Origin of the sequence: Mycobacterium sp. NPDC050551 (assembly GCF_040674075.1) — a bacterium.
Lineage (GTDB): Bacteria > Actinomycetota > Actinomycetes > Mycobacteriales > Mycobacteriaceae > Mycobacterium.
Map to the genome: position 1 here is coordinate 507,869 of NZ_JBFARC010000003.1, position 20,723 is coordinate 528,591.

The window sequence follows — 20,723 nt, forward strand, 5'->3', positions numbered from 1 at the left end:
ACGCGTGTTTCACCGCACCGGCAGTTTCACCACCCGATCGCGAACGTCGGAGACATAGACGTTGCCGTCCCGGTCGACCGCCACGGCATTCGGTTTGACCAGATCGACGAACGGCAGTTCCTCCTGGTCACCGGTCCCTCCGTCGAGTTTCCACACCTTGCCGGTGTCCAGATCGGTGACGTACACGGCGCCGTCCCCGCCGACGGCGATTCCGGAGGGGTCGACCAGTCCTGTGAACGGCACCACCTCCTGCCCACCGGACGTGCTGGTTCCCAGCTTGAGGACATCCCCGCGGACCTGCGTGGCGTAGACGGTGCCCGTCGCGTCGACGGCGATGTGGCCGGAGCTCCGCAGGTCGCGGAACGGCATCTCGACCTGGTTGGACGAGCCGGCGGACAGCCGCAGCACCCGACGGGTCTGATCCACCACGTACACATCTCCGCCGGGATCGACCGCGACCCCCTGGGGCGAATCGAGGCCCGTGAACGGCAGATCGATCTGCGGCGTCGCTCCAGCGGCCAACCGTACGACGCGCTCGGGAGGGAGATAGGAGGCGACATACACCGCACCGGCATCGTCGACGGCCACTCCCGACGGCGCCATCACGTTGCTGAGCGGCAGCTTCGTCGGTGTGTCGGATCCGGCCGGAAGCTTGATCACACCGTCGAGACCGGTGGCGTAGACACTGCCCTCGTCGTCCACCGCGAGTTCGTCCGTACCGACCTGTCTGATGGGGAGTTCGATCGGCTCGCCGTAGGGCGCAGGAGACGCCTCCTGCGATCGGGTGGCCGCCGGTGACGTGGACCGGTCCTGCATCGCGACGATGACGCCACCCGCGGTGAGCGCCGCCACCGCGGTGATCGCCACCGCGACGAGCGGTGCCCGCCGGCGCCACCACGGCCGCTTCACCGCGAGGGGCCGCCCGGGCTGCGGGGCGAACGGGGCGAACCCGCCCGCGGGTACGGGGTGCGGCCCCGACGTCGGAACATGTCTGGGGCCCGCGGATGCGAAGCCGCCGACGTGGGCCGGCGGTTGCGGCGCGACCTGGATGGTGCCGTCGAGAACACCGCGGGCGGCGCGCGCGAACTCCGACACCGTCGCGAACCGGTCCGCCGGGTCCTTGGCGAGTCCGCGCCCGATCACCGCGTCGAACTGCGCAGGGAGCCCCGGTTTGACCGTGCCGGTTCGGGGCGGCGGCGAGAACATGTGCCCGGCCATCACGCGCTGCGGGTTCCCGCCGCCGTACGGCTTCTTCCCGGTCAGGCATTCGAACAGCACACACGCCAGGGAGTAGACGTCGCTACGCGGATCGAGGGTGTCGGTGCTGAACCGCTCGGGCGCCATGTAGGCCAACGTGCCGAACGTCATGCCTGTCGCCGTCAGCCGGCTGTCGTGCGTCGCGCGGGCGATGCCGAAGTCGATGAGGTAGGCGAAGTCGCGCGCGCCGATCAGGACGTTCGACGGTTTGACGTCCCGGTGCACCAACCCGACCCGGTGCGCGGCTTCCAGCGCCGAGGCGATCTGCTCGACGATCGCGACGGCGCGGAACGGTTCGAGACCGCCGGGGCTCTCGCGCAGGACGAGGTCCAGATCGCGGCCCTCGACGAGGCGCATGTCGACGAACAACCGCCCGTCGATCTCCCCGAACCGGTGGATGGGGATGACGTGCGGATCACTCAGCTGCGCAGCGAGATGCGCCTCGCGACGGAACCGCGCCTGGAAGTCGGTGTCCGCCGCCATGTGCGGCGCGAGCACTTTGACGGCGACCACCCGCTGGGTCTGCGTGTCGTATGCGCGGAAGACCTGTCCCATCGCGCCGCTGCCCAGCAGGCGCTCCAGCCGGTACCACCCGAACGTGGTCGCGCCGTCCACCCCCTGGCCCCCGTCCATGCGGTCAGGCGGAGAGCTGCTCGGAGCGCGCCTTGAGGTTGTCGGCCAGGTAGTCGATGGTGTCGCCGATCGCCTTCTTCACCATCGGCTTCGGGATGGCCAGCTTGGTCTCCACGTCGAGGTCGACGGTGAGCAGCGACGTCGGCCCCATCGGCACCACGGAGAACTTCTGCTCTTGCTTGTCGAAGTGGTCGCCCTGCTGGAGCATCGTGAAGATCTCGTTCTCGCCGGGGTAGTAGACGGCGGTGATGAACGTGCCCGCCTGGCCCTGCACCTCGACGTCGAGCCGGAGCTGGCTCGGCCGGCCGTCGTCGTAGCGGGCCAGGATCCAGCAGCCCTTGATCTCGGGGTTCCACTCCGGGTACTTCTCGAAATCGCGGACGATCCCCAGGATCGCCTCGGCGGGGGCCGACACCTCGACGGTCTTGCTCACCAGCGGCATCGGCCGAGCATAGCGAGCGTCAGTCCGACGCCACGCGAGCAGATTCGAGCAGTTCCCGGATCGGATCGGGGATCGGCACCGGGCGTCGGGTGCCGCGGTCGACGTAGACGTGCACCCAGTGCCCGACGGCCGAGACCGGCACGTCGCCCTCCGACGCCGGGAAGACCGAGAGCCGATAGGTGACGCTGCTGGTGCCGATCCGGGTGACGGCCAGGCCCACCGCCAGCGGGTCGGGGAACTTGAGCTCCGCGTAGTACTGGCAGCCGGACTCGGCGACCACCCCCAGCCACGGCGCCTCGAGCGGATCCACGCCGATCGTGGTGGTGATCCACGCATTGATCGCGGTGTCGAACAGCGCGTAGTACACCGCGTTGTTGAGGTGGCCGAACATGTCGTTGTCGGTCCATCGGGTCAGCACCGGCCAGTGCACGGGGAAGTCGCGACTGGTGAGGTCGGTCGGCATGGGTAGCAGTCTCGCAGTCGGGCAGTCTGGAGGTCATGACAGTGCGCATCCGCGGCGCGGTGCTCGAGGAGATCGGGCGCCCCAGGCCCTACACCGAGTCGACTCCCCTGACCGTCAGCGACCTGGACCTCGCGCCGCCGGGCCCCGACGAGCTGCTCATCGCCATCGAGGCCGCCGGACTCTGCCACTCCGATCTGTCGGTGGTCGACGGCAACCGGGTGCGCCCTGTGCCGATGCTGCTCGGCCACGAGGCCGCGGGCGTGGTGGAGCAGATCGGGCCCGGTGGGTCGGACCTTGCCGTCGGCCAGCGGGTGGTGATGACGTTCCTGCCGCGCTGCGGGCACTGCCCCGCCTGCGCGACCGACGGCCTCACACCCTGCGAGCCGGGCAGCGCCGCCAACGCCGCGGGCACGTTGATGCACGGTGACATCCGGCTGAGCCGCGACGGCCGGCCGGTGCACCACCACCTCGGCGTCTCCGGCTTCGCCACCCACGCCGTCGTCGACCGGCACTCGGTGGTCCCGGTCGACGCCGACGTCCCGCCGGTGGTCGCGTCACTGCTGGGGTGCGCCGTGCTCACCGGCGGCGGCGCCGTGCTCAACGTCGGGCGGCCGCAACCCGGCCAGACCGTCGCGGTGGTCGGCCTCGGCGGTGTGGGCATGGCCGCGGTGATCACCGCGCTGGCCCACGACGACGTGCGGGTGGTCGGCATCGACCAACTCGACGACAAGCTGGACCGCGCCCGCGCGATGGGCATCCACGAGGCCTACACCCCGGAGCAGGCCGCTGAGCAGAACCTCAAGGCGGCGGTGGTGATCGAGGCGGTCGGCCACCCCGCGGCGCTGGAGACGGCGGTCGCGCTCACCGCGCCGGGCGGCCGCACCGTGACCGTCGGGCTGCCCCGGCCCGACGCACGAATCACGTTGTCGCCGTTGGGTTTCGTGGCCGAGGGTAGGTCGCTGATCGGCAGCTATCTCGGTTCGGCGGTGCCTGCCCGCGACATCCCGGTGTTCGTCGACCTGTGGCGGTCGGGGCGGCTGCCGGTGGAGTCCCTGGTGTCGTCCACGATCACCCTCGACGAGATCAACTCCGGTATGGATCGTCTCGCCGAGGGCGAGGCGGTGCGTCAGGTGATCAGTTTCGGCTAGCGCCCGCCATGGCCTTCGTCGCGATTCCTTCGCGGCGGAGTGCGTCCACGACCAGCGACCGCAGCCTGCGGCTCACCTCGAACTGCTTGCCAGGCAGCGTCCGGGCCACCATCTGCAGGTTGACCGTGTCGAGTTCGATGCTGTCGACGCCCATCAGGGACGGCTCGTCGAGGAGCAGGTCCGGAAGGCCGTCGGCCTTCATCGCATCGCCCGAGACGGCGCGCAGCACCTCGTTGACGTGGTTCAGATCCGCCGAGGCGGGCACCGGGACGTCGACGACGGCGCGCGCCCAGTCTTTGGACAGGTTCAGCGCCTTGACGATCTGACCGTTGGGCACGGTGTACATCTCGCCGTCGGCCGTGCGCAGCTTCGTCACGCGCAGGGTGACGTCCTCGACCGTGCCCTGCGCCGTACCGCCGCCGTTCACGGTGAGCTCGACGAGGTCACCGAAGCCGTACTGCTTCTCGGTGATGACGAAGAAGCCGGACAGCAGATCCTGCACGATGCGCTGGGCGCCGAAACCGAGCGCGGCGCCGAGCACGGCGGCCGGTGCCACCAGCGATCCGACCGGCAGGCCCAACTGGTTGGCGATGTCGACCGCGACCATCACGTACAGCACCGCGATCGCCACCGACGAGATCACCGACGCCAGCGCCTGCCGGTGCTTGACGCTCTCCGAACGCACCACGGCGTCGCTGTCGTCGACGCGGCTCAGGCGGTTGCTGATCCGCTTGGCGACGTAGCGGATGACCCGGGTCGCGATCACCACGAACACCAGGACCAGCAGGATGTGCAGGCCTTTGGTGGCGAGCCAGTGGCCCAGGCTGTTCTGCCAGAAGCCGTGCCAGGAGTCGCCGAACGCCGCGAGGTTGCGGATGTCTGGGGTCTCGGTGTCTGAAGTCATCGCCCGGGAGCCTTCCCACTGCCCGCGGGGGGCCAAACACAGCTGTTGCCCGGCACACACAACATGTATGATGAGTTGGTAACTCATCATATGTCTATTAGCGCCCCCCAGGAGTTCCCGATGTCCGACCGCATCCGCCACCTCACGCTCTCCCACGTCGTCCTGCCGCTCGACAACCCGGTCAGCGACGCCAAGGTGCTCACCGGGCGGCAGAAGCCGCTCACCGAGACCGTGCTGCTGTTCGTCGAGGTCGTCACCGAGGACGGCCACGAAGGAATGGGCTTCAGCTACTCGAAGCGGGCGGGCGGGCGGGCGCAGTACGCGCACCTGTCCGAGATCGCCGACACGGTCCTCGGCCAGGACCCGTCCGACATCGAACGCATCTACCAGTCGCTGCTGTGGGCGGGCGCATCGGTGGGCCGCTCGGGCGTCGCCACCCAGGCGATCGCGGCGCTCGACGTCGCACTGTGGGACCTCAAGGCCCGCCGGGCCGGCCTGCCGCTGGCCAAGCTGCTCGGTGCGCACCGCGATTCGTGCCGGGTGTACAACACCTCCGGCGGCTTCCTGCAGGCCTCGGTCGACGAGATCAAGGAGAAGGCCACCGCGTCGCTCGAGTCGGGCATCGGCGGCATCAAGATCAAGGTGGGTCAGCCCGACTGGCAGACCGATCTGGACCGGGTCGCCGCCATGCGCGAACACCTCGGTGACGCGCCCCTGATGGTGGACGCCAACCAGCAGTGGGACCGGGCCCGCGCCCGCCGGATGTGCCGCGAGCTCGAACGCTTCGACCTGATCTGGATCGAGGAGCCGCTGGACGCCTGGGACGCCGTCGGCCACGCCGATCTGAGCCACACCTTCGACACCCCGATCGCCACCGGCGAGATGCTCACCTCCGTGCCCGAGCACCTCGCGCTGCTCGACGCCGGTTACCGCGGGATCGTGCAGCCCGACGCCCCGCGGATCGGCGGCATCACGCCGTTCCTGCGCTTCGCGACGCTGGCCTCCCAGGCCGGGCTGGCGCTGGCGCCGCACTACGCGATGGAGATCCACCTGCACCTGGCCGCGGCGTATCCCACCGAGCCGTGGGTCGAGCACTTCGAATGGCTCAACCCGCTGTTCGACGAGCGCATCGAGATCCGGGACGGCCGGATGTGGCTGCCGGAGCGGCCGGGCCTCGGCTTCACCCTGAGCGACCGGATGCGCGCGCTGACCAAGGAGTCCGCGTCGTTCGGTACGCGATGATCTATCCGTGACGACGACATTGGCGGCGGGGGTGGTCGCCGGGCTGAAGGACAAGATCTTCACCGGCGCCCTGCTGCCCGGCCACAAGCTGCCCTCCGAAGCCGAGCTGATCGAGGAGTTCGGGGTGTCGCGCACGGTGGTCCGCGAGGCCGTCACCCGCCTGCGCGCCGAGGGTCTGGTCGAAACGTTCCAGGGCCGCGGGTCGTTCGTGCTCGCGGTGCCCGAGCCCACGTCGTTCACCATTGAGTCGGCCGCGCTGCGCACCCACCGCGACGTGCTCGACATGGTGGACTTCCGGCTCGGCGTGGAGTCCGAGACGGCCGCGCTGGCCGCCGCCCGCATCGACGCCGCCGGCCGCGAGACCATCCGGTCGGCGCTGGCGGCGTTCGTCGCGGCCGCGCCCGAGGACGCCGTGGAGGCCGACTTCCACTTCCACCGGGCCGTCGCGGCGGTCAGCGCGAACCGCTTCTGCCTCGAGCTGCTCGACTCGCTGGGCCCGATGATGATCATGCTGCCGCGCACCCGGCTGGGCGCCGAGTACTCGATCACCGACGCCGGCCATGCCGCGCGGGTGCAGCGCGAACACGACGACATCGCGGCGGCGGTGCTGGCGGGGGAACCCGACACCGCCCGCGCCGCGATGCGGCTGCACCTGGGCAACACCCGAAGGCGGCTGGCCGCCGGGCGGTGACTCAGACGCGACGAGTGTGAAACGTGGGCGGGATTCCGGTCGGATTTCCGCCCACGTTTCACACTCGTGAGGCCTAGACGCCCACTTTGTCTGCGGGGTCGGCGGATTCGACCTTGGCCTTGCGCGCCGACATCACGTGCCGGATCACGGGCAGCGCGATCAGCAGGAAGAAGATGGCCAGGATGACCCCCGAGATGGGCCGGGTGAAGAAGCCCGTCGCGTCGCCGCCGAAGATGAGCAGCGAACGGCGCGTGCTGGATTCGATGATGGATCCGAGCACGAACGCCAGCACCATGGGGCCGGGATCGAAGCCGGCCTTCTTCATCAGGTAGCCGATCACGCCGAAGGCCACCATCAGGTAGATGTCGAAGACCGAGTTGTTGATCGTGTAGACGCCGAGGATCGTGATGAGTGCGGTGATCGGCGCCAGGATCGCCGGGCGGACCCGCAGGATGCGCACGAACAGCCCGACCAGCGGGATCGACAGGATCAGCAGCAGGATGTTGCCGATGTACATCGAGTTGATGACGCCCCAGAACACGTCGGGATGCTCGCTGACGAGCTGCGGGCCGGGCGAGACACCCAGGATCAGCAAGGCGCCGAACAGCATCGCCATCGTGGCGTTGGCCGGCAGGCCGATGGTCAGCAGCGGGATGAAAGACGACGTTGCCGCCGCGTTGTTGGCGGTCTCGGGGGCGGCGACACCTTCGATCGCGCCGCGGCCGAACCGCTCAGGCGTCTTGGAGCGGCGCTTCTCGGTGGCGTAGGCCACGATCGAGGACAGCACCGCACCGCCACCGGGCAGCACGCCGAGCACGAAGCCGATGATCGACCCGCGGCCGATGGCGCCCGAGGACTGCTTGAGCTCCGCCTTCGACGGCCAGACGTTGCCGACCTTGGTGGGAGGCTGCACCTTGCGGTGCCGCTGCTCGAGGTTGTAGAGGATCTCACCGACACCGAACAGGCCCATGGCCACCACGACGAAGTCGATGCCGTCGGCGAGCTGCAGGCTGTCGAACGTGAAACGGCTTGCGCCGCTGAAGCTGTCGCGGCCGACGGTGGCCAGCAGCAGGCCGATCGTGCCTGCGATCAGCGCCTTGAGCTTGTTGCCGCTGCCGATCGTGGCGACCAGCAGGACGCCGAGCAGGGCGAGCGCCGCATACTCCGGCGGGCCGAAGTCCAGTGCGACGCTGGCGACCACCGGCGCCAGCAGCGTCAGGCCGACGATCGAGATCGTCGCGCCGACGAACGATCCGATGGCCGCGATGCCAAGAGCGGTGCCGGCCTTGCCCTGTTTCGCCAGCGCGAACCCGTCGAACACGGTGACCACCGAGGACGCCTCACCGGGCAGCCGCAGCAGCACCGAGGTGATGGTGCCGCCGTACTGGGCGCCGTAGTAGATGCCTGCCAGCATGATGATCGCCGACACCGGGTCGATGGTGTAGGTGATCGGCAGCAGGATCGCGATGGTCGCCGCGGGGCCGAGGCCCGGCAGCACGCCGATGACCATCCCGATCAGCACACCGGCCAGGCAGTACAGCAGGTTCTTCGGCTCGACGACGAGGGCGAACCCGTCGAGAAACGCGGTGAAGTCCATGGATTCAGTCGATTCTCAGAAGGAGATCAAGTGGGGCAACGGGATTCGTAGCCCGTAGAGGAACAGGAAGTAGAAGACGGTGACGGTCACCACGCTGATCACCACGGTGTTGCGCCAGCTCTCCCCGCCGAGGAACCGCAGCCAGATGACCGAGAGCACCAGCGCGGGGATCTCGAACCCGGTGAGCGGCAACAACAGACCGAAGGCGATGAAGGTGACGATGCCTGCCACCGGCAGCCAGCTGCTGCGGGTGAACGCCTCGCTGTCGCCGAGACCGCGCCCCACCACCAGCAGGATCGCCGACAGCACGGCGATCACCACGCTGACGAGGAACGGCCACAGGCCCGGGCCCGGCTCGGCCGGCGACCCCAGCCCGTAGCCCCAGGCCAGCACCGCACCGCCGACGCCGATCGCGATCCCGACCAGCGCGCCGACGGTCTGGTAGAGCGGACCGCCCTCGGGCGGGCGGTCCTCCTCCATCTCGTGGGCGACCTCGGCCTCGATCTCGGCGAGGATGTCGCGGGTGTGCAGGTGCTCGGGGTGGGGCGCCTCGACGGCGCCGCCGTCCTCGGCGGGTCCCTTGGCGGTGGAGGTCATGGCTAGCCCTCGTTGCGGAGATTGATGTCGTACTGCTCGACCAGGTCGGCGTACCGCTGCTGGTCCTCCTTGAGCTGTGCGAGCACCTCGTCACCGGACAGTTCCATCGGGGTGAGGCTGTTCTGCTTGTTGAAGTCCTTGTAGCCCTGGGTCTCGAAGGTGGCCTTCATGCCCTCGACGAGCTTGTCGCGGACGTCCTGCGGGGTCCCCTTGGGCACCGTCATGAACCGGTACTGCGTGACCTCGACGTCGAGGCCCTGCTCCTTGGCGGTCGGTACCTCGGGCAGGTACTTGATGCGGTCGGGCCCGAACACCGCCAGCGGGGTCAGCTTGCCGGACTGGATGTTCTCGATCGCCTCGCCGACCTGGATGCTCGCCACGTCGACCTGGTTGCCGAGCACCGCGGCCAGCGCCGGGGCGCCGCCGTCGAAAGGGACGGCCTGGGCGTTGACGTTGGAGGTCTTGAACAGCAGCGCGGCCGACAGCTGGGCGCCGGTGCCGACGCCGGTGGTGCCGTAGCGGACGGTCTTGGTGGCGCGCTTGACGTCCTCGAGGTTGCGCAACCCGCTTTGCGGGTTGGTGACCAGGACGTAGTCGTCACGCGACACGCCCTGCACGACGTCGAAGTCGTCGATCGTGGTGACCTCGTCGGGCGCCACGGCCAGCGGGGTGATGGTGAACAGTGAGGCGTTCTGGATGGCGATCTTCGAGCCGTCCGGCTTGGCCTTGGCAACCTCGGCGGCCGCGAGCGCGCCGTTGGCGCCCTCCCGGTTGATGACGGGGAAGGACGCGCCGAGGTCGTCGGACAGGCCCTTGGAGATCGCGCGGCTGATCAGGTCGCTCGACCCGCCGGCCGAGGCACCGACGTACATCTCGACGGTGCCCGACGGCCAGGAGTCCCCGGATCCCCCACCGGTCGAACTCTGCACACCGCTGCACGCGGTGAGCAGTAGGCCGGCGGCGGCGGTGACGGCCACACCGGCGCGGCGGGCGCGGCGGGTGCGGGAAGCGGTGGTGATCGGCATGGGTGTCACTCCTGTGTGATCTGTGGTCGACGCCGACGGTGAATGTGGTCGCCGTCACGTACACGGTAGGAACAATCAGTGATACCTGTCCAACGCCTTTCTGGCATCGTTTGATACTTTGCGTGCATGACGGTGACGTTGGACCAGGTCCGCTGCTTCATCGCGGTGGCCGAGGAGCTGCATTTCGGCCGGGCGGCGGACCGGCTGGCGATGACCCAGCCGCCGCTGAGCCGCCAGATCCAGAAACTCGAGCGCGCGGTCGGCGCCGGCCTGCTCGACCGGGACAACCGTCGGGTGCTGCTCACCCCGGCGGGGGCGGCGTTCCTCGAGGACTGCTACCGGATGCTCAACACGCTCGACGCGGCGACCGCGCACGCACAGCGGGTGGAGCGCGGTTCGGCGGGCACGCTGCACCTCGGCTTCACCGCGGTGTCGGCGATCGCCATCCTCGGCCCGCTGCTCAACCTGCTGGGCACGGAGCTGCCCGACATCGAGGTGGTGCTGCACGAGCGGGTGACCGGCGCCCAGGTCGACGGCATCCGCCGCGGTGAACTCGACCTCGGGCTGGCGCGGCCACCGTTCGACACCGCGCTGCTCGCCTCACAGATCGTGGCACGCGAACCGCTGCGCGCGGTGGTGCCGGTCGGCCATCCCCTCGCCGGGATCACCCGGCCGCTGGAACCGCAGGACTTCGACGGCCTGCCGGTGATCAGCTACCACCCGATCCAGGCGCGCTACTTCCACGAGCTGACCGTGCGGTTCCTCTTCAACGGCCACCCCCGCATCACGCAGCGGGTGCAGCAGATCCTCACCGCGGTGCTGCTGGTGGCCGCGGGCGAAGGGGTGGCGCTCGTCCCGGCCAGCGCCACCGCACTCAAGGTCGACGGCGTGGTTTACCGGGCACTCACCGACGTGTTCGGCGGTCACCCCGACAGCGATCCCGCCCGGCCGGTCGAACTGCACGCGATCTATCCGCGGCAGGGCCTCACCCCGCTGCTGCGTGAGGTGCTGCGGTTGGTGGCGCGCTCGGCCGAGCATCTCGACGAGGTGTTCGGCGCGGACTGACCAGGCGAGCGCTTCGAGACCCCGCTCAGTCGGTGGCGAGTCCGAGCACCCGCTCGGCATTGCCCGAGGCGATCTTGCGGAGATCGGCCGTCGCGACCGGTGCGGTCCGGAGCAGTTCTGCGCCAGCGGTGTTCGCGCGGTACGGGTAGTCCACCGAGTACAGCACCCGGTCGACGCCCATGACGTCGAGCGCACACCGCAGCGGCGGCGCGGTGAAGTAGCCGCTCGTCGTCACGACGAAGTGGTCGAGGAAGTAGTCCGCCACCGACCGCTGCAGGCCGGTGACCGCCGGGGACAACCCGTCCTGTGCACGGATCAGCGAGAACGGCAGATTCTCACCCATGTGGCCCACGATGAAGCGGAGGCCGGGGAAGCGGTCGAAGACGCCGGCCAGGATCAGCCGCAGGCAGTGCATGCCCAGCTCCGCATGCCATCCCCAGGCCGCCGTGGACAGGAAATAGGCGCTGCGCTCGGGGAGTCCGCTGAAGTAGGCCTGCTGCACGGCCGGTGGCGGCGGTGTCGGGTGCAGGTACAGCGGCACGTCGAGGTGCTGCGCGGCTTCGAAGATCGGGCTGAAGCGCGGGTCGTCGAGGAAGGCGCCGCCCTCGGTGCCGTTCACGAAGCCGCCGACGCAGCCGAGTTCGCGCACGCCGCGCTCCAGCTCGGTCGCCGCGGCGTCGGCGTCCTTGAGCGCGAGGCTGGCGAACATGGCCAGCCGTCCGGGGTGACGCCGTGTGGCGGCGAAGGCCGCGTCGTTGGCGTCGCGGACCAGCGCCGTCGCCTCGGCCGGCGCCAGCGATTCCTGCCCGCCCGCGGCCAGCGACATGATCTGCAGGTCGACTCCCCCGGCGTCCATCGCGCTCACTCGGCCGTCGTCCAGGTCGAGCAGGCGGCTCTCCAGCGCGTCCGACCGCGCGACGTCCGGCATGAACGCCGCAGTGGCAGCGAGGAATTCGGGTGTGGTGAAGTGCTCTTCGAGCGTGATCACGCGAACGTCGGTGTGGACGTCACCGACGGGCGAGACAGGCATCTGCAACGTCATGAGGCGCGCACCCCGGCGGCGAGGGTCAGTGCCCGGACCACGCTGTGCCGGCCCAGGTCGACCTTGAACGCGTTCTGCGTCAGTGGCTGCGCACCGTCCATCGCCATCGCTGCGGCGGCGTGGAACGCCTCCTCGTCGGGAGGACGCCCGACGAGGCTCTGCCCCGCCCGGTGCAGCCGCCACGGTGTGGCGGCCACCGCACCCAGAGCGATTGCGGCAGAGGTGATCACACCGTCGGCGATGTGCAGTCCCGCCGCGACGGACACCAGCGCGAAGGCGTAGCTGTGCCGGTCGCGCACTTTGAGGTACCAGGAGTGATCGGCGAAGTCCGACGGCGGCAGCTCGATCCCGAGGATGAGTTCACCCGGCAGCAGCACGTTGTCGACCTCCGGAGTGCTGCCCGGCAGGGCGAAGAATTCGTCGATCGCGATCGTGCGGCCGCCCTGCGGCGCCCGGACGTGCACGGTCGCATCGAGGATGGCCAGTGCGACGGCCATGTCCGACGGGTGGATCGCCACACAGTCGTCGCTCGCGCCGAAGATGGCGTGCTCGCGGTGGAAGCCGTGGCGTGCCGCGCAGCCGCTGCCGGGGTCGCGTTTGTTGCACGACGCGAACGTCGTCTGCATGAAGTATGGACACCGCGTGCGCTGCAACAGGTTCCCGCCGGCGGTCGCCATGTTGCGCAGCTGCGTGGTGGCGCCGCTGAGTATCGCGTGGGACAGCACCGGGTAGCGGGTGCGGATCAGCGGATGGTTGGCGATCGCGCTGTTGGTGACGCAGGCATCGATGAACACGCCGCCGTCGGGGGTGGCGGTGATCGTGGTCAGGCCGAGCCGCCGGAGATCGATCAGCGAGTTCGGTTCCTCGACCCCGCCCTTCATCAGGTCGAGCAGGTTGGTGCCGCCGGCGAGGTACTTCGCGCCGGGCGCCGCACCGGCTGCGACGGCGTCCTCGACGCCGGCGGCGTGCCGGAACTCGAAGGTCTTCACGTGGTCTCCTTCGCGACGGCCTCGATGGCGGCGACGATGTTGGCGTAGGCGCCGCACCGGCAGATGTTGCCCGCCATGCGTTCCCGGATCTCCCCGGCGGTCAGTCGCACCCGCCCGGTGACGACGTCGTCGCGGCTGCACTCGAAGGACGCCGTGCTCAGATCGCCGCGGGCGTGCTCGGCGAGCATCGCATGTGCTGACGAGATCTGCCCGGGCGTGCAGAAGCCGCACTGGAATCCGTCACAGTCCATGAAGGACCGCTGCAGCGGATGCAGCTCTCCCCCATCGGCGATGCCCTCGATGGTGAGGACGTCCGATCCGTCTATCGACGCGGCGAGGGTCAGGCAGCTCAGCACGCGCTCACCGTCGACGGCCACGGTGCACGCGCCGCACAGGCCGTGGTCGCAGCCCTTCTTGGTGCCGGTCATGTGCAGGCGCTCGCGCAGCAGGTCGAGCAGCGTGGTGCGGATGTCGGCGGCGACGCGGTGGGTCTCGCCGTTGACGCGGAGTTCCACCGCGTGGTCGGTGCTCATCACGCCTCCTGCGCGGGTGAATAGGGCGTCATCAGGTCCTCCAGGGTGATCGGTAGGTCCCGCAGCCGCTTTCCCGTGGCGTGGAAGACGGCGTTGGCGATCGCGGCCGGTACGCCGCAGGTGCCGATCTCGCCGATTCCGCGCACCCCGATCGGGTCGAGCCCGAAGTCGGCGCTCTCGACGAACGAGATGTCGAACTCGGGCCGGTCGGCGTGCGTGGGCAGGTAGTACTCGCCGATCATCTGCGCGGTGTCGGCGTCGTAGGGCACCTGTTCGAGCAGCGCCATGCCCAGGCCGAACGTGATGCCGCCCATCACCTGGTTGCGCGCGAGCTTCGGATTGAGGACGCGGCCGCAGTCCATCACCGCGACCCACCGGGTGACGGTCGCGCGGCCGATCTGCTCGTCGACCTCCACCTCGCAGAAGTGGGCGCCGAACGACTGGAAGGCGCTTCCGCTCTGGTCGCCGGCGTCGCTGTCGGTGGTGAAGCTGAGCTGATCGGCCAGTCCGCTCAGGTCGACGCCCGCGGGGTCGGCATGGGCGCCGGCGAGTTCGCGCAGCCGCCGCTTCCACTCGGTGGCCGCCGCATGGACGGCCGATCCGACCGTCGCGGTGGTCTGCGAGGCGCCGCTGTAGGGGGCGGCGGGGAAATCGGAGTCGCCGGAGTCGAAGGCGACCCGGGACAGCGGAAGCCCGGTGACGTCGGCAGCCACCTGTGTCATGACGGTGCGCACGCCGTTGCCGACTTCGTGGGTGGCCGAGGCGAACCGGACGGTCCCGTCCACGCCGGTGACCACCCGGCAACCCGCAGGCATCCGCCGGCCCGGATACGTCGCCGTCGCCATTCCCCAGCCGACCTGAATGCCGTTGCGTCCCAGCGCCCGCGGGGTGAGCGGCCGTGCGTCCCAGCCGAATCGGCGAGCGCCGGTGCGGTAGCAGTCGAGCAGGTGCTTGCCCGACCACGGCTTGCCGCTCGCCTGGTCGTCGGCCGCGTGGTTGCGGCCCCGCAACTCCAGCGGATCGATGCCCAGCTGGTGGGCGAGTTCGTCGATCGCCGACTCGAGGGCGAACAGGCCCGGCGCCTCACCCGGGCCGCGCATGAAGCAGGGGGTGGGCGCGTGCACCCGGGCGGTGCGGTGCGACACCTCCAGGTGGGGCGAGGAGTAGAGGAATCGCGTCGACAGACCGGCGGGCTCGCAGAAGTGCGCGACGGTGGAGGTCTCGGTCAAGGTGTGGTGCTCGGTGCCGAGGAGGTGGCCGTCGGCGTCGGCGACGAGGACGAGGTCCTGGACGGTGCGGGGCCGGTGCCCGGTGGAGGAGAACATCTGGTCACGCGTCAGGACCAGCTTGACCGGCCGCCCCACCTCGCGGGCGGCGACCGCGCACAGCGCCACGTGCATCCACAGGAAGCTCTTGGACCCGAACGCACCGCCCACCAGCGGGGAGAGCACCCGCACACGCTCCTCGGGGATGCCGAGGTAGGCGGCCAGCGCCGTCCGCTCACCGGCGATCCACCGGGTGCTGTCGTGCACCGTCAGCTGATCTCCGGACCACGATGCGACGGTGGCGGACAGCTCGATCGGGTAGTGGGCGTTGAGCGGCGTCGTGAAGCGGGAGGCCACCCGGTGGGCGCCGTCGGCCGGCGGCTCGCCGCGGCGGTCCTGCAGCTTCTCCTCGGAGAGCTTGACGAAGTGGTCGGGCCGGTAGCTGCCCTGTCGGATGGGCCCGTCCTGCCCGTCCGGAGCGGTGGTGACCTCGTGGGCGTTCAGCTGTGCCGGCAGCCGCTCGTACTCGAGCTCGAACAGCGCCGCCGCGGCGGTGGCGTTCTCCAGGGTGTCGGCCACCACCAGCGCCATGTGCTGCCCGACGTGCTGCACGGTCATGTCCGACAGCGGTGGACGCCGCTCCAGCGGCAGGTCCCAGGTCAGATCCTCGGGCACCGCGCCAAGGGCCGGGCAGTTCAGCGGTGTCAGGACGTGCAGCACCCCCGGGGCCGCCGACGCGCGATCAGCGCTCGCGCGCATCGACTCCTCGGTGACACGGCCGTGCGGGATCTCCGACTGGACGAGCACGGCGTGCACCTGGCCCGGCAGTGCGACGTCGGCGGTGTAGTGCGCGGCGCCGGTGACCTTCTCAGCGCCCTCGACGCGGTTGACCGACCGGTCCGTCTGATCCACGGTCGCCGTCATGTCTCCAGGGTCCTTTCGCGGGGTGCGCCTCCAGCCTGCGCGCCGATCCCGCCGACGTCATCAGTCGGATGACTGATGGGCTCGGCGGGCGCACCACCCACACTGGTGGCGATGTCCGCGAGCCCGGGGGAGGACGGACGTGCCGGCGAACCCGCACCGCCTGAGCCTCGACCGAACCGTGGCGCGGTTCCTGGAGTTCGTCGACGGCCGGGCCACCACGGCCGGCCGCGATGTCAGCCTGGCGGGCCGCTTCGCGGGTCTCGGCGTCGACGAGCAGGTGGCCGACATCGACACCGGGGAGTTCGGATCGATCCCCGCGTGCATCGTCCGGCCCGCAGCCAGCACGGCGCCACTGCCGGCAGTGGTCTACCTGCACGGGGGTGGCTGGACGGCGGAGGGTCTCTACTCTCACGAGCGCCTCATCGCGGGCCTGGCGCTCGGGTCGGGTGTGGCGGTCGTCGTTCCGGAGTACTGCGTCGTCCCGCCGGCGTGCCACCCGTCCGCCGTCGAGCAGGCCTACGCGACGGCCCGCTGGGTCACCTCCGACGGCCCGCGGTGGCGGCTCGATCCGTCGCGAATCGCCGTCGCGGGTGACTCGTCGGGCGGGAACGCCGCGATCGGTGCGGTACTGCTCTCGCTGCGCCGCAGGGACTTCCGCGTCTCACAGCTGATCGCGTTCACGCCCATCACCGACACCGCGTGCGACGCCGGCTCCTGCGCGCTGTTCGCCGAGGGGTACTTCCTGCGCCGCGAGGACCTGTGCTCGAGGCGCGATGAGTACCTGCCCGGCGGGCGGCACAGCGATCCGACCGTCGCACCGCTGCGTGCCGATCGATCGGAGCTGGCGAGATTCCCTGCCTCCCTGATCATCACGGCCGAGGCCGACGTGGTGCGCGACCAGGGTGAGGCGTTCGCCGCGCGCCTGCGCGAGGCGGGTGCGGCGACGACGGCGGTGCGGTACGAGGGCACCGTCCACGGTTTCGCCGCACTCGACGCCCTGCGTGACACCGGCGCATCCCGGGCCGCGCTGGCCCAGGCCGTCTCGGCACTGCGGCACTCGCTCGGCACGGGTGCACGCCCGCCGCGGTGAGGTCAGGACGTGAACGCCCGCAGTTGGTGGCGGCGGCTCACACCGAGCTTCGGGTACACGTGATACAGGTGGGAGGCAACGGTTCTCGGTGAGAGCTTCAGCCGCTCGGCGATCTCCCGGTTCGTCTGGCCGGATGCCGCGAGCGCCACGATCTGGCGTTCCTGGGCGGTGAGTGCGAGCAGCGCGTCGTCGACAGGACCCGGGGTGGCGGCCGTGACCCCCGCGGCTCGCAGCTCCGAGCGGGCGATCGCGGCGAGCGGTTCGGCGCCGAACCGCTCGAAGACGTCGAGCGCCGCCGCCAGCAACGGCCTCGCCTCGGCGGGACGCCGCGCCCGCCGCAGCCACTCGCCGTAGTGCAGCCGGGCACGGGCGCGCTCCAACGGCCACTGCTCGCCGGCCGGGTCGAACACCGCGAGCTTGTGGTGTCGTTCGGCCGACTGGGTCTCGGCGGTCAGAGCGAGCGCCTGGTGTCGCAGCAGACGCAGTCGCACCGGAGGTTTCGAGCCGAGCGTGCGGCTGACCGCCGCGATGAGGGGCTGCACCTCGCCGATGCGCCCGCTGCGCGCAGCCGCCCAGGCCACGTCGGCGATCGCCCGGTAGGACACCACGAAGTGCCCGGGTTCCCCGTCGGCGGTGAACATCGCCCGGAACCGGCGGTACGCCTCATCGAAGTCGCCGCCGGCCAGCGCGATCCACCCGGCGGCGCCTTCGAGGTTGACCTCGGTGGCCCCGGGTGGCTGGCCGCCCGTCACGGACAGGTCGCGTGCCTCGCGCACCGCTCGCGCCGCGGCGTCCACTTCGCCCCGCGTCGCAAGCAGGCGTGCCCGGCAGGCGAGCGTCTCCCGCCGCATCAGCGCCGCGTCGGGTGCCATGGCGGACAGCACCGCCGCCTCGTCGAGCACCCCTTCCAGCCTGGTCCACTGCCCGGTGTCGAGCAGCGTCCACGACAGCGGCGCCAATGCGAACGTGAATCCGCGCAGCCCACCGCCTGCCGAAAGCCGTTCTATCGCAACGCTCAATTCCCGGGCGGCCACCGCGGTGTCCTCACCGACGAACGCCATCACCCCCGCGACGAGCCTCCGGTACGGTTCGACCGCGGGCGACTGCGGTTCGAACCAGCGGCCGTCGGGCGGCGCGGGCCGCGTGTCCGAAGCGGCGGTATCGGCGTACATCGCCGCGTACGCGCGCTGCAACGCCGCCGCCTCTGCCGGGAACGGCAGTGGGAATCTGCTCGGGCTCACCGGGATGTCCGGCATCCGGTCCAGCCAGCGCCGAAGATCTCGCCGGTGCTTCAACACCCCGGTGTAGTACGTGCACCCCGCGGCCGAGTAGAGCAACGCGAGCACGAGGTGGCTGTCCCCGGGCCAGTCCGCGTCCAGCACGTCGCCGACGGCGGTGAACGCGTCGCCCGGGCGTCCGCTCTGGAGCAGGATGGACGCCCGGATCAGCGCCGCATAACCCGACACGTCGGGGTCGTCGGACTCGCGCAGTGGCACGTCGGCGAGCGACAGCGCCCATGCGACGTCACCGGCGTAGTTCGCGGCGCCGGCAGCCAGCGCGTACCGGCGGGCGGCGTCGGCGCGGTCCGGACTCAGCTCGGCCGCACGCTGAAGCGCCCGGGCGCGCTGCACTTCCGGCACCCGGCCGCTCGACTGTGCCGACGTGTCCTCCAGCGCCGCGGCGATCGTCTCGTCGGGTCCCGCCGCCGCCGAACCGAGATGCCAGGCCCGCGTGCCCGCGTCGAGACCGGGCATCGCCGCCAGTGCGAGGTGCGCTGTCCTCTGCTCACCGAAGTCGCACGCCGCATAGGCCGCCGCCCGAAGCAGCGCGCCGGTGAACACCACCGTGCGGTCGTCGGCGAACTCGACCAGCCGCGCCGCGCGGGCCGGCTCCCACCCGGAGAAGTCCTGCGCGAAACCCGCTGCGGCGGTGACCATGTCGACAGTCTCCTGACCCGTCCCGGCCGCTGCGTGCGCGAGCAGCGTCCGGGTCACCTCGGGCAGGGCGGCGATCTGGTCGGCGAACAGCGGGTGGGCGCCTGCGGGATCACACATCGTCGCGCCGTGGAACGTCGTCGTGCGGTTGCGGGCGTACGCACGGGTGTACTCGATCAGCGCCAGCGGATTCCCCCGCGACCAGCGGATGATCTCCCCCCGCACGCTGGGATCGGGTTGGTCGGGCTGGGCGTCGACGAGTTTCGCGGAGTGCTGCGGCGACAGCGGAGCCAGCTCGACGGTGCGGATCGTGCGGTCGGCGCCGCGCAGCACGTCGAGGCGCCGCGAGGTCAGAACCGCACGCACCCGGGTCGTCATGAGGTGCGCGCTCACGCCGACGAGGAGGTCGCGCAGGTCGTCGTCGAACCGGTCGACGTCGTCGACCGCCAGCAGGATCGGACGCTCGACGGCGGCCGCCTCCAGCAGTGCCGCAACGGAGTCCCGCATCAGCGCCCGCCGCGGCGAGGTCGCCGCCGATGCGTCGACGAGCCCGGCGAGGCCGTCCCGTAGAGCGGGCGGGAGAGCACTCGCGAACGGCAGGACGGGCCAGAGCAGTCGCGCCAGTGGGCCGTGCGCGGATGAGTCGGCGCCACCCGCCGCGGTCAGCACCCGCAGGTCGTCGCCGGCGCCGCGCACGGCGTGCCGAAGGACGGTCGTCTTGCCCGACCCGGCCTCCCCGATCAGCAGGATTGCCGGCGGCGCGGTGCCCGCCCCGCTCACCACGGCGTCGGTGAGGGCGATCAGGTCGTCCCGGCCGATCAGCGGGAAGTTCTCCGTGGTGGTCACGGGTGCAGCGCCTCGGCGAGGAACCAGGCGCCCTGCGCGATGGCGGCCTTCGTGGGCGGGATGCCGGCCAGCGGACTGAGCACGACGAAGTCGTGCACCGTGCCCAGGTATCGCAGGGCGGTCACCTCGACCCCGGCGGCGCGCAGCTCCCTCGCGAACAGCGCGCCCTCGTCACGCACGACGTCCGCCTCGGCGGTGACGAGCATCGTCGGCGGCAGGCCCGCGAGGTCTTCGCGGGCGGCCCGCGCAGGCGACGCGGTCGGAATCGTGCAGTCGGCGCCGCAGTAGTGATCCCAGTACCAGGCCTGCTCGTCGCTCGACAGCAGGTAGCCCTCACCGAAGTCGCGGTGCGAGGCCGAGGCGCAGGCGGCGTCGGTCGGCGGGTAGTACAGCAGCTGTGCCCGCAGCCGCGGCCCGCCTCGCGTCTTGGCGAGCATCGCGACGGCGATGGCCAGGGTCGCCCCGGCGCAATCGCCGGCCACGGCAACCGCTTTCGCGTCCAGCCCGAAAAGTTCGGCGTTGCCGTGCATCCACAACAGGGTGGCGTAGCACTCCTCGAGTGCCACCGGGAAGCGGGCCTCGGGGGTCCTGCTGTACTCCGGCACCACCACCGCCACGCCGGCCCGCACGGCGAGCTCGCCGATGAGGTGGGCGTGGGTGTCCGCATCGCCGAACATCCACCGGCCGCCGTGCAGATAGAACACCGCGGGTAGGTCACCCGAGGCGTCCCTGGGCCGCACCACCCAGAGCCCGGTCAGGCCGGCGGGCCCCACCTCGGCGGTGTGGAACCGGGCCTCGACGCCGTCGTGCACCGAGGTCGCCTGCTGCGCCTCCCGCAGCGCGGTGCGGCCGTCGTCCGGCCCGAGCTGGCGCAGCGTCGGGGGCGTCGCCATCGCGTCGAGCAGTCGGGTGATCGCCGGGTCTAGGACGACGGCCGAGCCGCCGCTTCCCGCGGGCCGAGATGTGCTCACCGCGCGTCCTGTCTTCCGGGTGGCCGCCGACGCGGCCCGTCGTCGCCGAATGATAGGCGCGATTC

18 protein-coding genes are annotated in these 20,723 nt (G+C 70.8%); 5 read left to right on the forward strand and 13 right to left on the reverse strand.

What is annotated here, in order from left to right; genetic code table 11:
• Nucleotides 1-9: 9 nt before the first annotated feature.
• Genes AB0K11_RS14865 through AB0K11_RS14875 form a run of 3 tightly spaced genes read right to left on the reverse strand, consistent with a single transcriptional unit; the run spans nt 10 to nt 2,795 of the window.
• Nucleotides 10-1,890, reverse strand: a complete 1,881-nt coding sequence (locus AB0K11_RS14865; protein WP_364977681.1) for a protein kinase — start codon at nt 1,888-1,890, stop codon at nt 10-12.
• Between the two features lie 4 nt (nt 1,891-1,894).
• On the reverse strand, nt 1,895-2,332 hold the full coding sequence (locus tag AB0K11_RS14870) for an SRPBCC family protein (protein ID WP_364977683.1): 438 nt from the start codon (nt 2,330-2,332) through the stop codon (nt 1,895-1,897).
• A gap of 19 nt (nt 2,333-2,351) precedes the next feature.
• Nucleotides 2,352-2,795, reverse strand: coding sequence for a thioesterase family protein (locus AB0K11_RS14875; protein WP_364977685.1), 444 nt, complete (start codon nt 2,793-2,795; stop codon nt 2,352-2,354).
• A 35-nt stretch (nt 2,796-2,830) separates the two neighbouring features.
• On the opposite strand from AB0K11_RS14875, the gene AB0K11_RS14880 reads away from it, so the two are divergent.
• Nucleotides 2,831-3,943, forward strand: coding sequence for an alcohol dehydrogenase catalytic domain-containing protein (locus AB0K11_RS14880; RefSeq protein ID WP_364977687.1), 1,113 nt, complete (start codon nt 2,831-2,833; stop codon nt 3,941-3,943).
• Here the strand turns inward: AB0K11_RS14880 and AB0K11_RS14885 are convergent.
• The gene (locus AB0K11_RS14885; protein ID WP_364977689.1) at nt 3,930-4,847 is read right to left on the reverse strand and encodes a mechanosensitive ion channel family protein; all 918 of its coding nucleotides are present in this window, start codon (nt 4,845-4,847) and stop codon (nt 3,930-3,932) included. The two genes, AB0K11_RS14880 and AB0K11_RS14885, sit on opposite strands and share 14 nt — an antisense overlap.
• 120 nt (nt 4,848-4,967) lie before the next feature.
• On the opposite strand from AB0K11_RS14885, the gene AB0K11_RS14890 reads away from it, so the two are divergent.
• Both AB0K11_RS14890 and AB0K11_RS14895 read left to right on the forward strand, forming a co-directional pair.
• A complete protein-coding gene (locus AB0K11_RS14890; RefSeq protein WP_364977691.1) occupies nt 4,968-6,089 on the forward strand; it encodes a mandelate racemase/muconate lactonizing enzyme family protein in 1,122 nt (373 codons plus the stop codon).
• Between the two features lie 7 nt (nt 6,090-6,096).
• On the forward strand, nt 6,097-6,780 hold the full coding sequence (locus tag AB0K11_RS14895) for a GntR family transcriptional regulator (RefSeq protein ID WP_364977692.1): 684 nt from the start codon (nt 6,097-6,099) through the stop codon (nt 6,778-6,780).
• Nucleotides 6,781-6,853: 73 nt separating this feature from the next.
• On the opposite strand, the gene AB0K11_RS14900 is transcribed toward AB0K11_RS14895, so the two are convergent.
• The 3 genes from AB0K11_RS14900 to AB0K11_RS14910 are packed head-to-tail and all read right to left on the reverse strand — an operon-like array spanning nt 6,854 to nt 9,999.
• Nucleotides 6,854-8,377 (reverse strand): tripartite tricarboxylate transporter permease, encoded by a 1,524-nt coding sequence (locus AB0K11_RS14900; protein ID WP_364977694.1) that lies wholly within the window; start codon nt 8,375-8,377, stop codon nt 6,854-6,856.
• A 15-nt stretch (nt 8,378-8,392) separates the two neighbouring features.
• A complete protein-coding gene (locus tag AB0K11_RS14905; protein ID WP_364977696.1) occupies nt 8,393-8,974 on the reverse strand; it encodes a tripartite tricarboxylate transporter TctB family protein in 582 nt (193 codons plus the stop codon).
• Nucleotides 8,975-8,976: 2 nt separating this feature from the next.
• Entirely contained in the window at nt 8,977-9,999 is a 1,023-nt protein-coding gene (locus AB0K11_RS14910; protein ID WP_364977698.1) for a tripartite tricarboxylate transporter substrate binding protein, read from the reverse strand.
• Between the two features lie 126 nt (nt 10,000-10,125).
• On the opposite strand from AB0K11_RS14910, the gene AB0K11_RS14915 reads away from it, so the two are divergent.
• Entirely contained in the window at nt 10,126-11,064 is a 939-nt protein-coding gene (locus AB0K11_RS14915) for a LysR family transcriptional regulator (RefSeq protein WP_364977700.1), read from the forward strand.
• 25 nt (nt 11,065-11,089) lie between these two features.
• On the opposite strand, the gene AB0K11_RS14920 is transcribed toward AB0K11_RS14915, so the two are convergent.
• Genes AB0K11_RS14920 through AB0K11_RS14935 form a run of 4 tightly spaced genes read right to left on the reverse strand, consistent with a single transcriptional unit; the run spans nt 11,090 to nt 15,817 of the window.
• Nucleotides 11,090-12,106, reverse strand: a complete 1,017-nt coding sequence (locus tag AB0K11_RS14920) for an amidohydrolase family protein (protein WP_364977702.1) — start codon at nt 12,104-12,106, stop codon at nt 11,090-11,092.
• Nucleotides 12,103-13,095 (reverse strand): xanthine dehydrogenase family protein subunit M, encoded by a 993-nt coding sequence (locus AB0K11_RS14925; RefSeq protein ID WP_364977704.1) that lies wholly within the window; start codon nt 13,093-13,095, stop codon nt 12,103-12,105. The genes AB0K11_RS14920 and AB0K11_RS14925 overlap by 4 nt, the downstream gene beginning before the upstream one ends.
• Nucleotides 13,092-13,628 carry a 2Fe-2S iron-sulfur cluster-binding protein gene (locus AB0K11_RS14930; RefSeq protein ID WP_364977706.1) on the reverse strand — a complete coding sequence of 179 codons (537 nt, stop codon included), beginning with the start codon at nt 13,626-13,628 and terminating at the stop codon, nt 13,092-13,094. The genes AB0K11_RS14925 and AB0K11_RS14930 overlap by 4 nt, the downstream gene beginning before the upstream one ends.
• Entirely contained in the window at nt 13,628-15,817 is a 2,190-nt protein-coding gene (locus AB0K11_RS14935; RefSeq protein ID WP_364977708.1) for a xanthine dehydrogenase family protein molybdopterin-binding subunit, read from the reverse strand. The genes AB0K11_RS14930 and AB0K11_RS14935 overlap by 1 nt, the downstream gene beginning before the upstream one ends.
• A 139-nt stretch (nt 15,818-15,956) precedes the next feature.
• On the opposite strand from AB0K11_RS14935, the gene AB0K11_RS14940 reads away from it, so the two are divergent.
• Entirely contained in the window at nt 15,957-16,907 is a 951-nt protein-coding gene (locus AB0K11_RS14940) for an alpha/beta hydrolase (RefSeq protein WP_364977710.1), read from the forward strand.
• A gap of 2 nt (nt 16,908-16,909) precedes the next feature.
• On the opposite strand, the gene AB0K11_RS14945 is transcribed toward AB0K11_RS14940, so the two are convergent.
• Together AB0K11_RS14945 and AB0K11_RS14950 are read right to left on the reverse strand one after the other, a co-directional pair.
• Complete coding sequence (locus AB0K11_RS14945) at nt 16,910-19,687, reverse strand: AAA family ATPase (protein WP_364977712.1); 2,778 nt, start codon at nt 19,685-19,687, stop codon at nt 16,910-16,912.
• Entirely contained in the window at nt 19,684-20,658 is a 975-nt protein-coding gene (locus AB0K11_RS14950; protein WP_364977714.1) for an alpha/beta hydrolase, read from the reverse strand. The genes AB0K11_RS14945 and AB0K11_RS14950 overlap by 4 nt, the downstream gene beginning before the upstream one ends.
• Between the last annotated feature and the right edge of the window lie 65 nt (nt 20,659-20,723).

What these genes read in the sequence shown, in the direction of transcription:
- AB0K11_RS14900 (WP_364977694.1), bottom strand. Translation starts at nt 8,377, where the DNA reads ATGGACTTCACCGCGTTTCTCGACGGGTTCGCCCTCGTCGTCGAGCCG.
- AB0K11_RS14865 (WP_364977681.1), bottom strand. Translation starts at nt 1,890, where the DNA reads ATGGACGGGGGCCAGGGGGTGGACGGCGCGACCACGTTCGGGTGGTAC.
- AB0K11_RS14890 (WP_364977691.1), top strand. Translation starts at nt 4,968, where the DNA reads ATGTCCGACCGCATCCGCCACCTCACGCTCTCCCACGTCGTCCTGCCG.
- AB0K11_RS14935 (WP_364977708.1), bottom strand. Translation starts at nt 15,817, where the DNA reads ATGACGGCGACCGTGGATCAGACGGACCGGTCGGTCAACCGCGTCGAG.
- AB0K11_RS14920 (WP_364977702.1), bottom strand. Translation starts at nt 12,106, where the DNA reads ATGACGTTGCAGATGCCTGTCTCGCCCGTCGGTGACGTCCACACCGAC.
- AB0K11_RS14915 (WP_364977700.1), top strand. Translation starts at nt 10,126, where the DNA reads ATGACGGTGACGTTGGACCAGGTCCGCTGCTTCATCGCGGTGGCCGAG.
- AB0K11_RS14870 (WP_364977683.1), bottom strand. Translation starts at nt 2,332, where the DNA reads ATGCCGCTGGTGAGCAAGACCGTCGAGGTGTCGGCCCCCGCCGAGGCG.
- AB0K11_RS14910 (WP_364977698.1), bottom strand. Translation starts at nt 9,999, where the DNA reads ATGCCGATCACCACCGCTTCCCGCACCCGCCGCGCCCGCCGCGCCGGT.
- AB0K11_RS14885 (WP_364977689.1), bottom strand. Translation starts at nt 4,847, where the DNA reads ATGACTTCAGACACCGAGACCCCAGACATCCGCAACCTCGCGGCGTTC.
- AB0K11_RS14905 (WP_364977696.1), bottom strand. Translation starts at nt 8,974, where the DNA reads ATGACCTCCACCGCCAAGGGACCCGCCGAGGACGGCGGCGCCGTCGAG.
- AB0K11_RS14880 (WP_364977687.1), top strand. Translation starts at nt 2,831, where the DNA reads ATGACAGTGCGCATCCGCGGCGCGGTGCTCGAGGAGATCGGGCGCCCC.
- AB0K11_RS14930 (WP_364977706.1), bottom strand. Translation starts at nt 13,628, where the DNA reads ATGAGCACCGACCACGCGGTGGAACTCCGCGTCAACGGCGAGACCCAC.
- AB0K11_RS14875 (WP_364977685.1), bottom strand. Translation starts at nt 2,795, where the DNA reads ATGCCGACCGACCTCACCAGTCGCGACTTCCCCGTGCACTGGCCGGTG.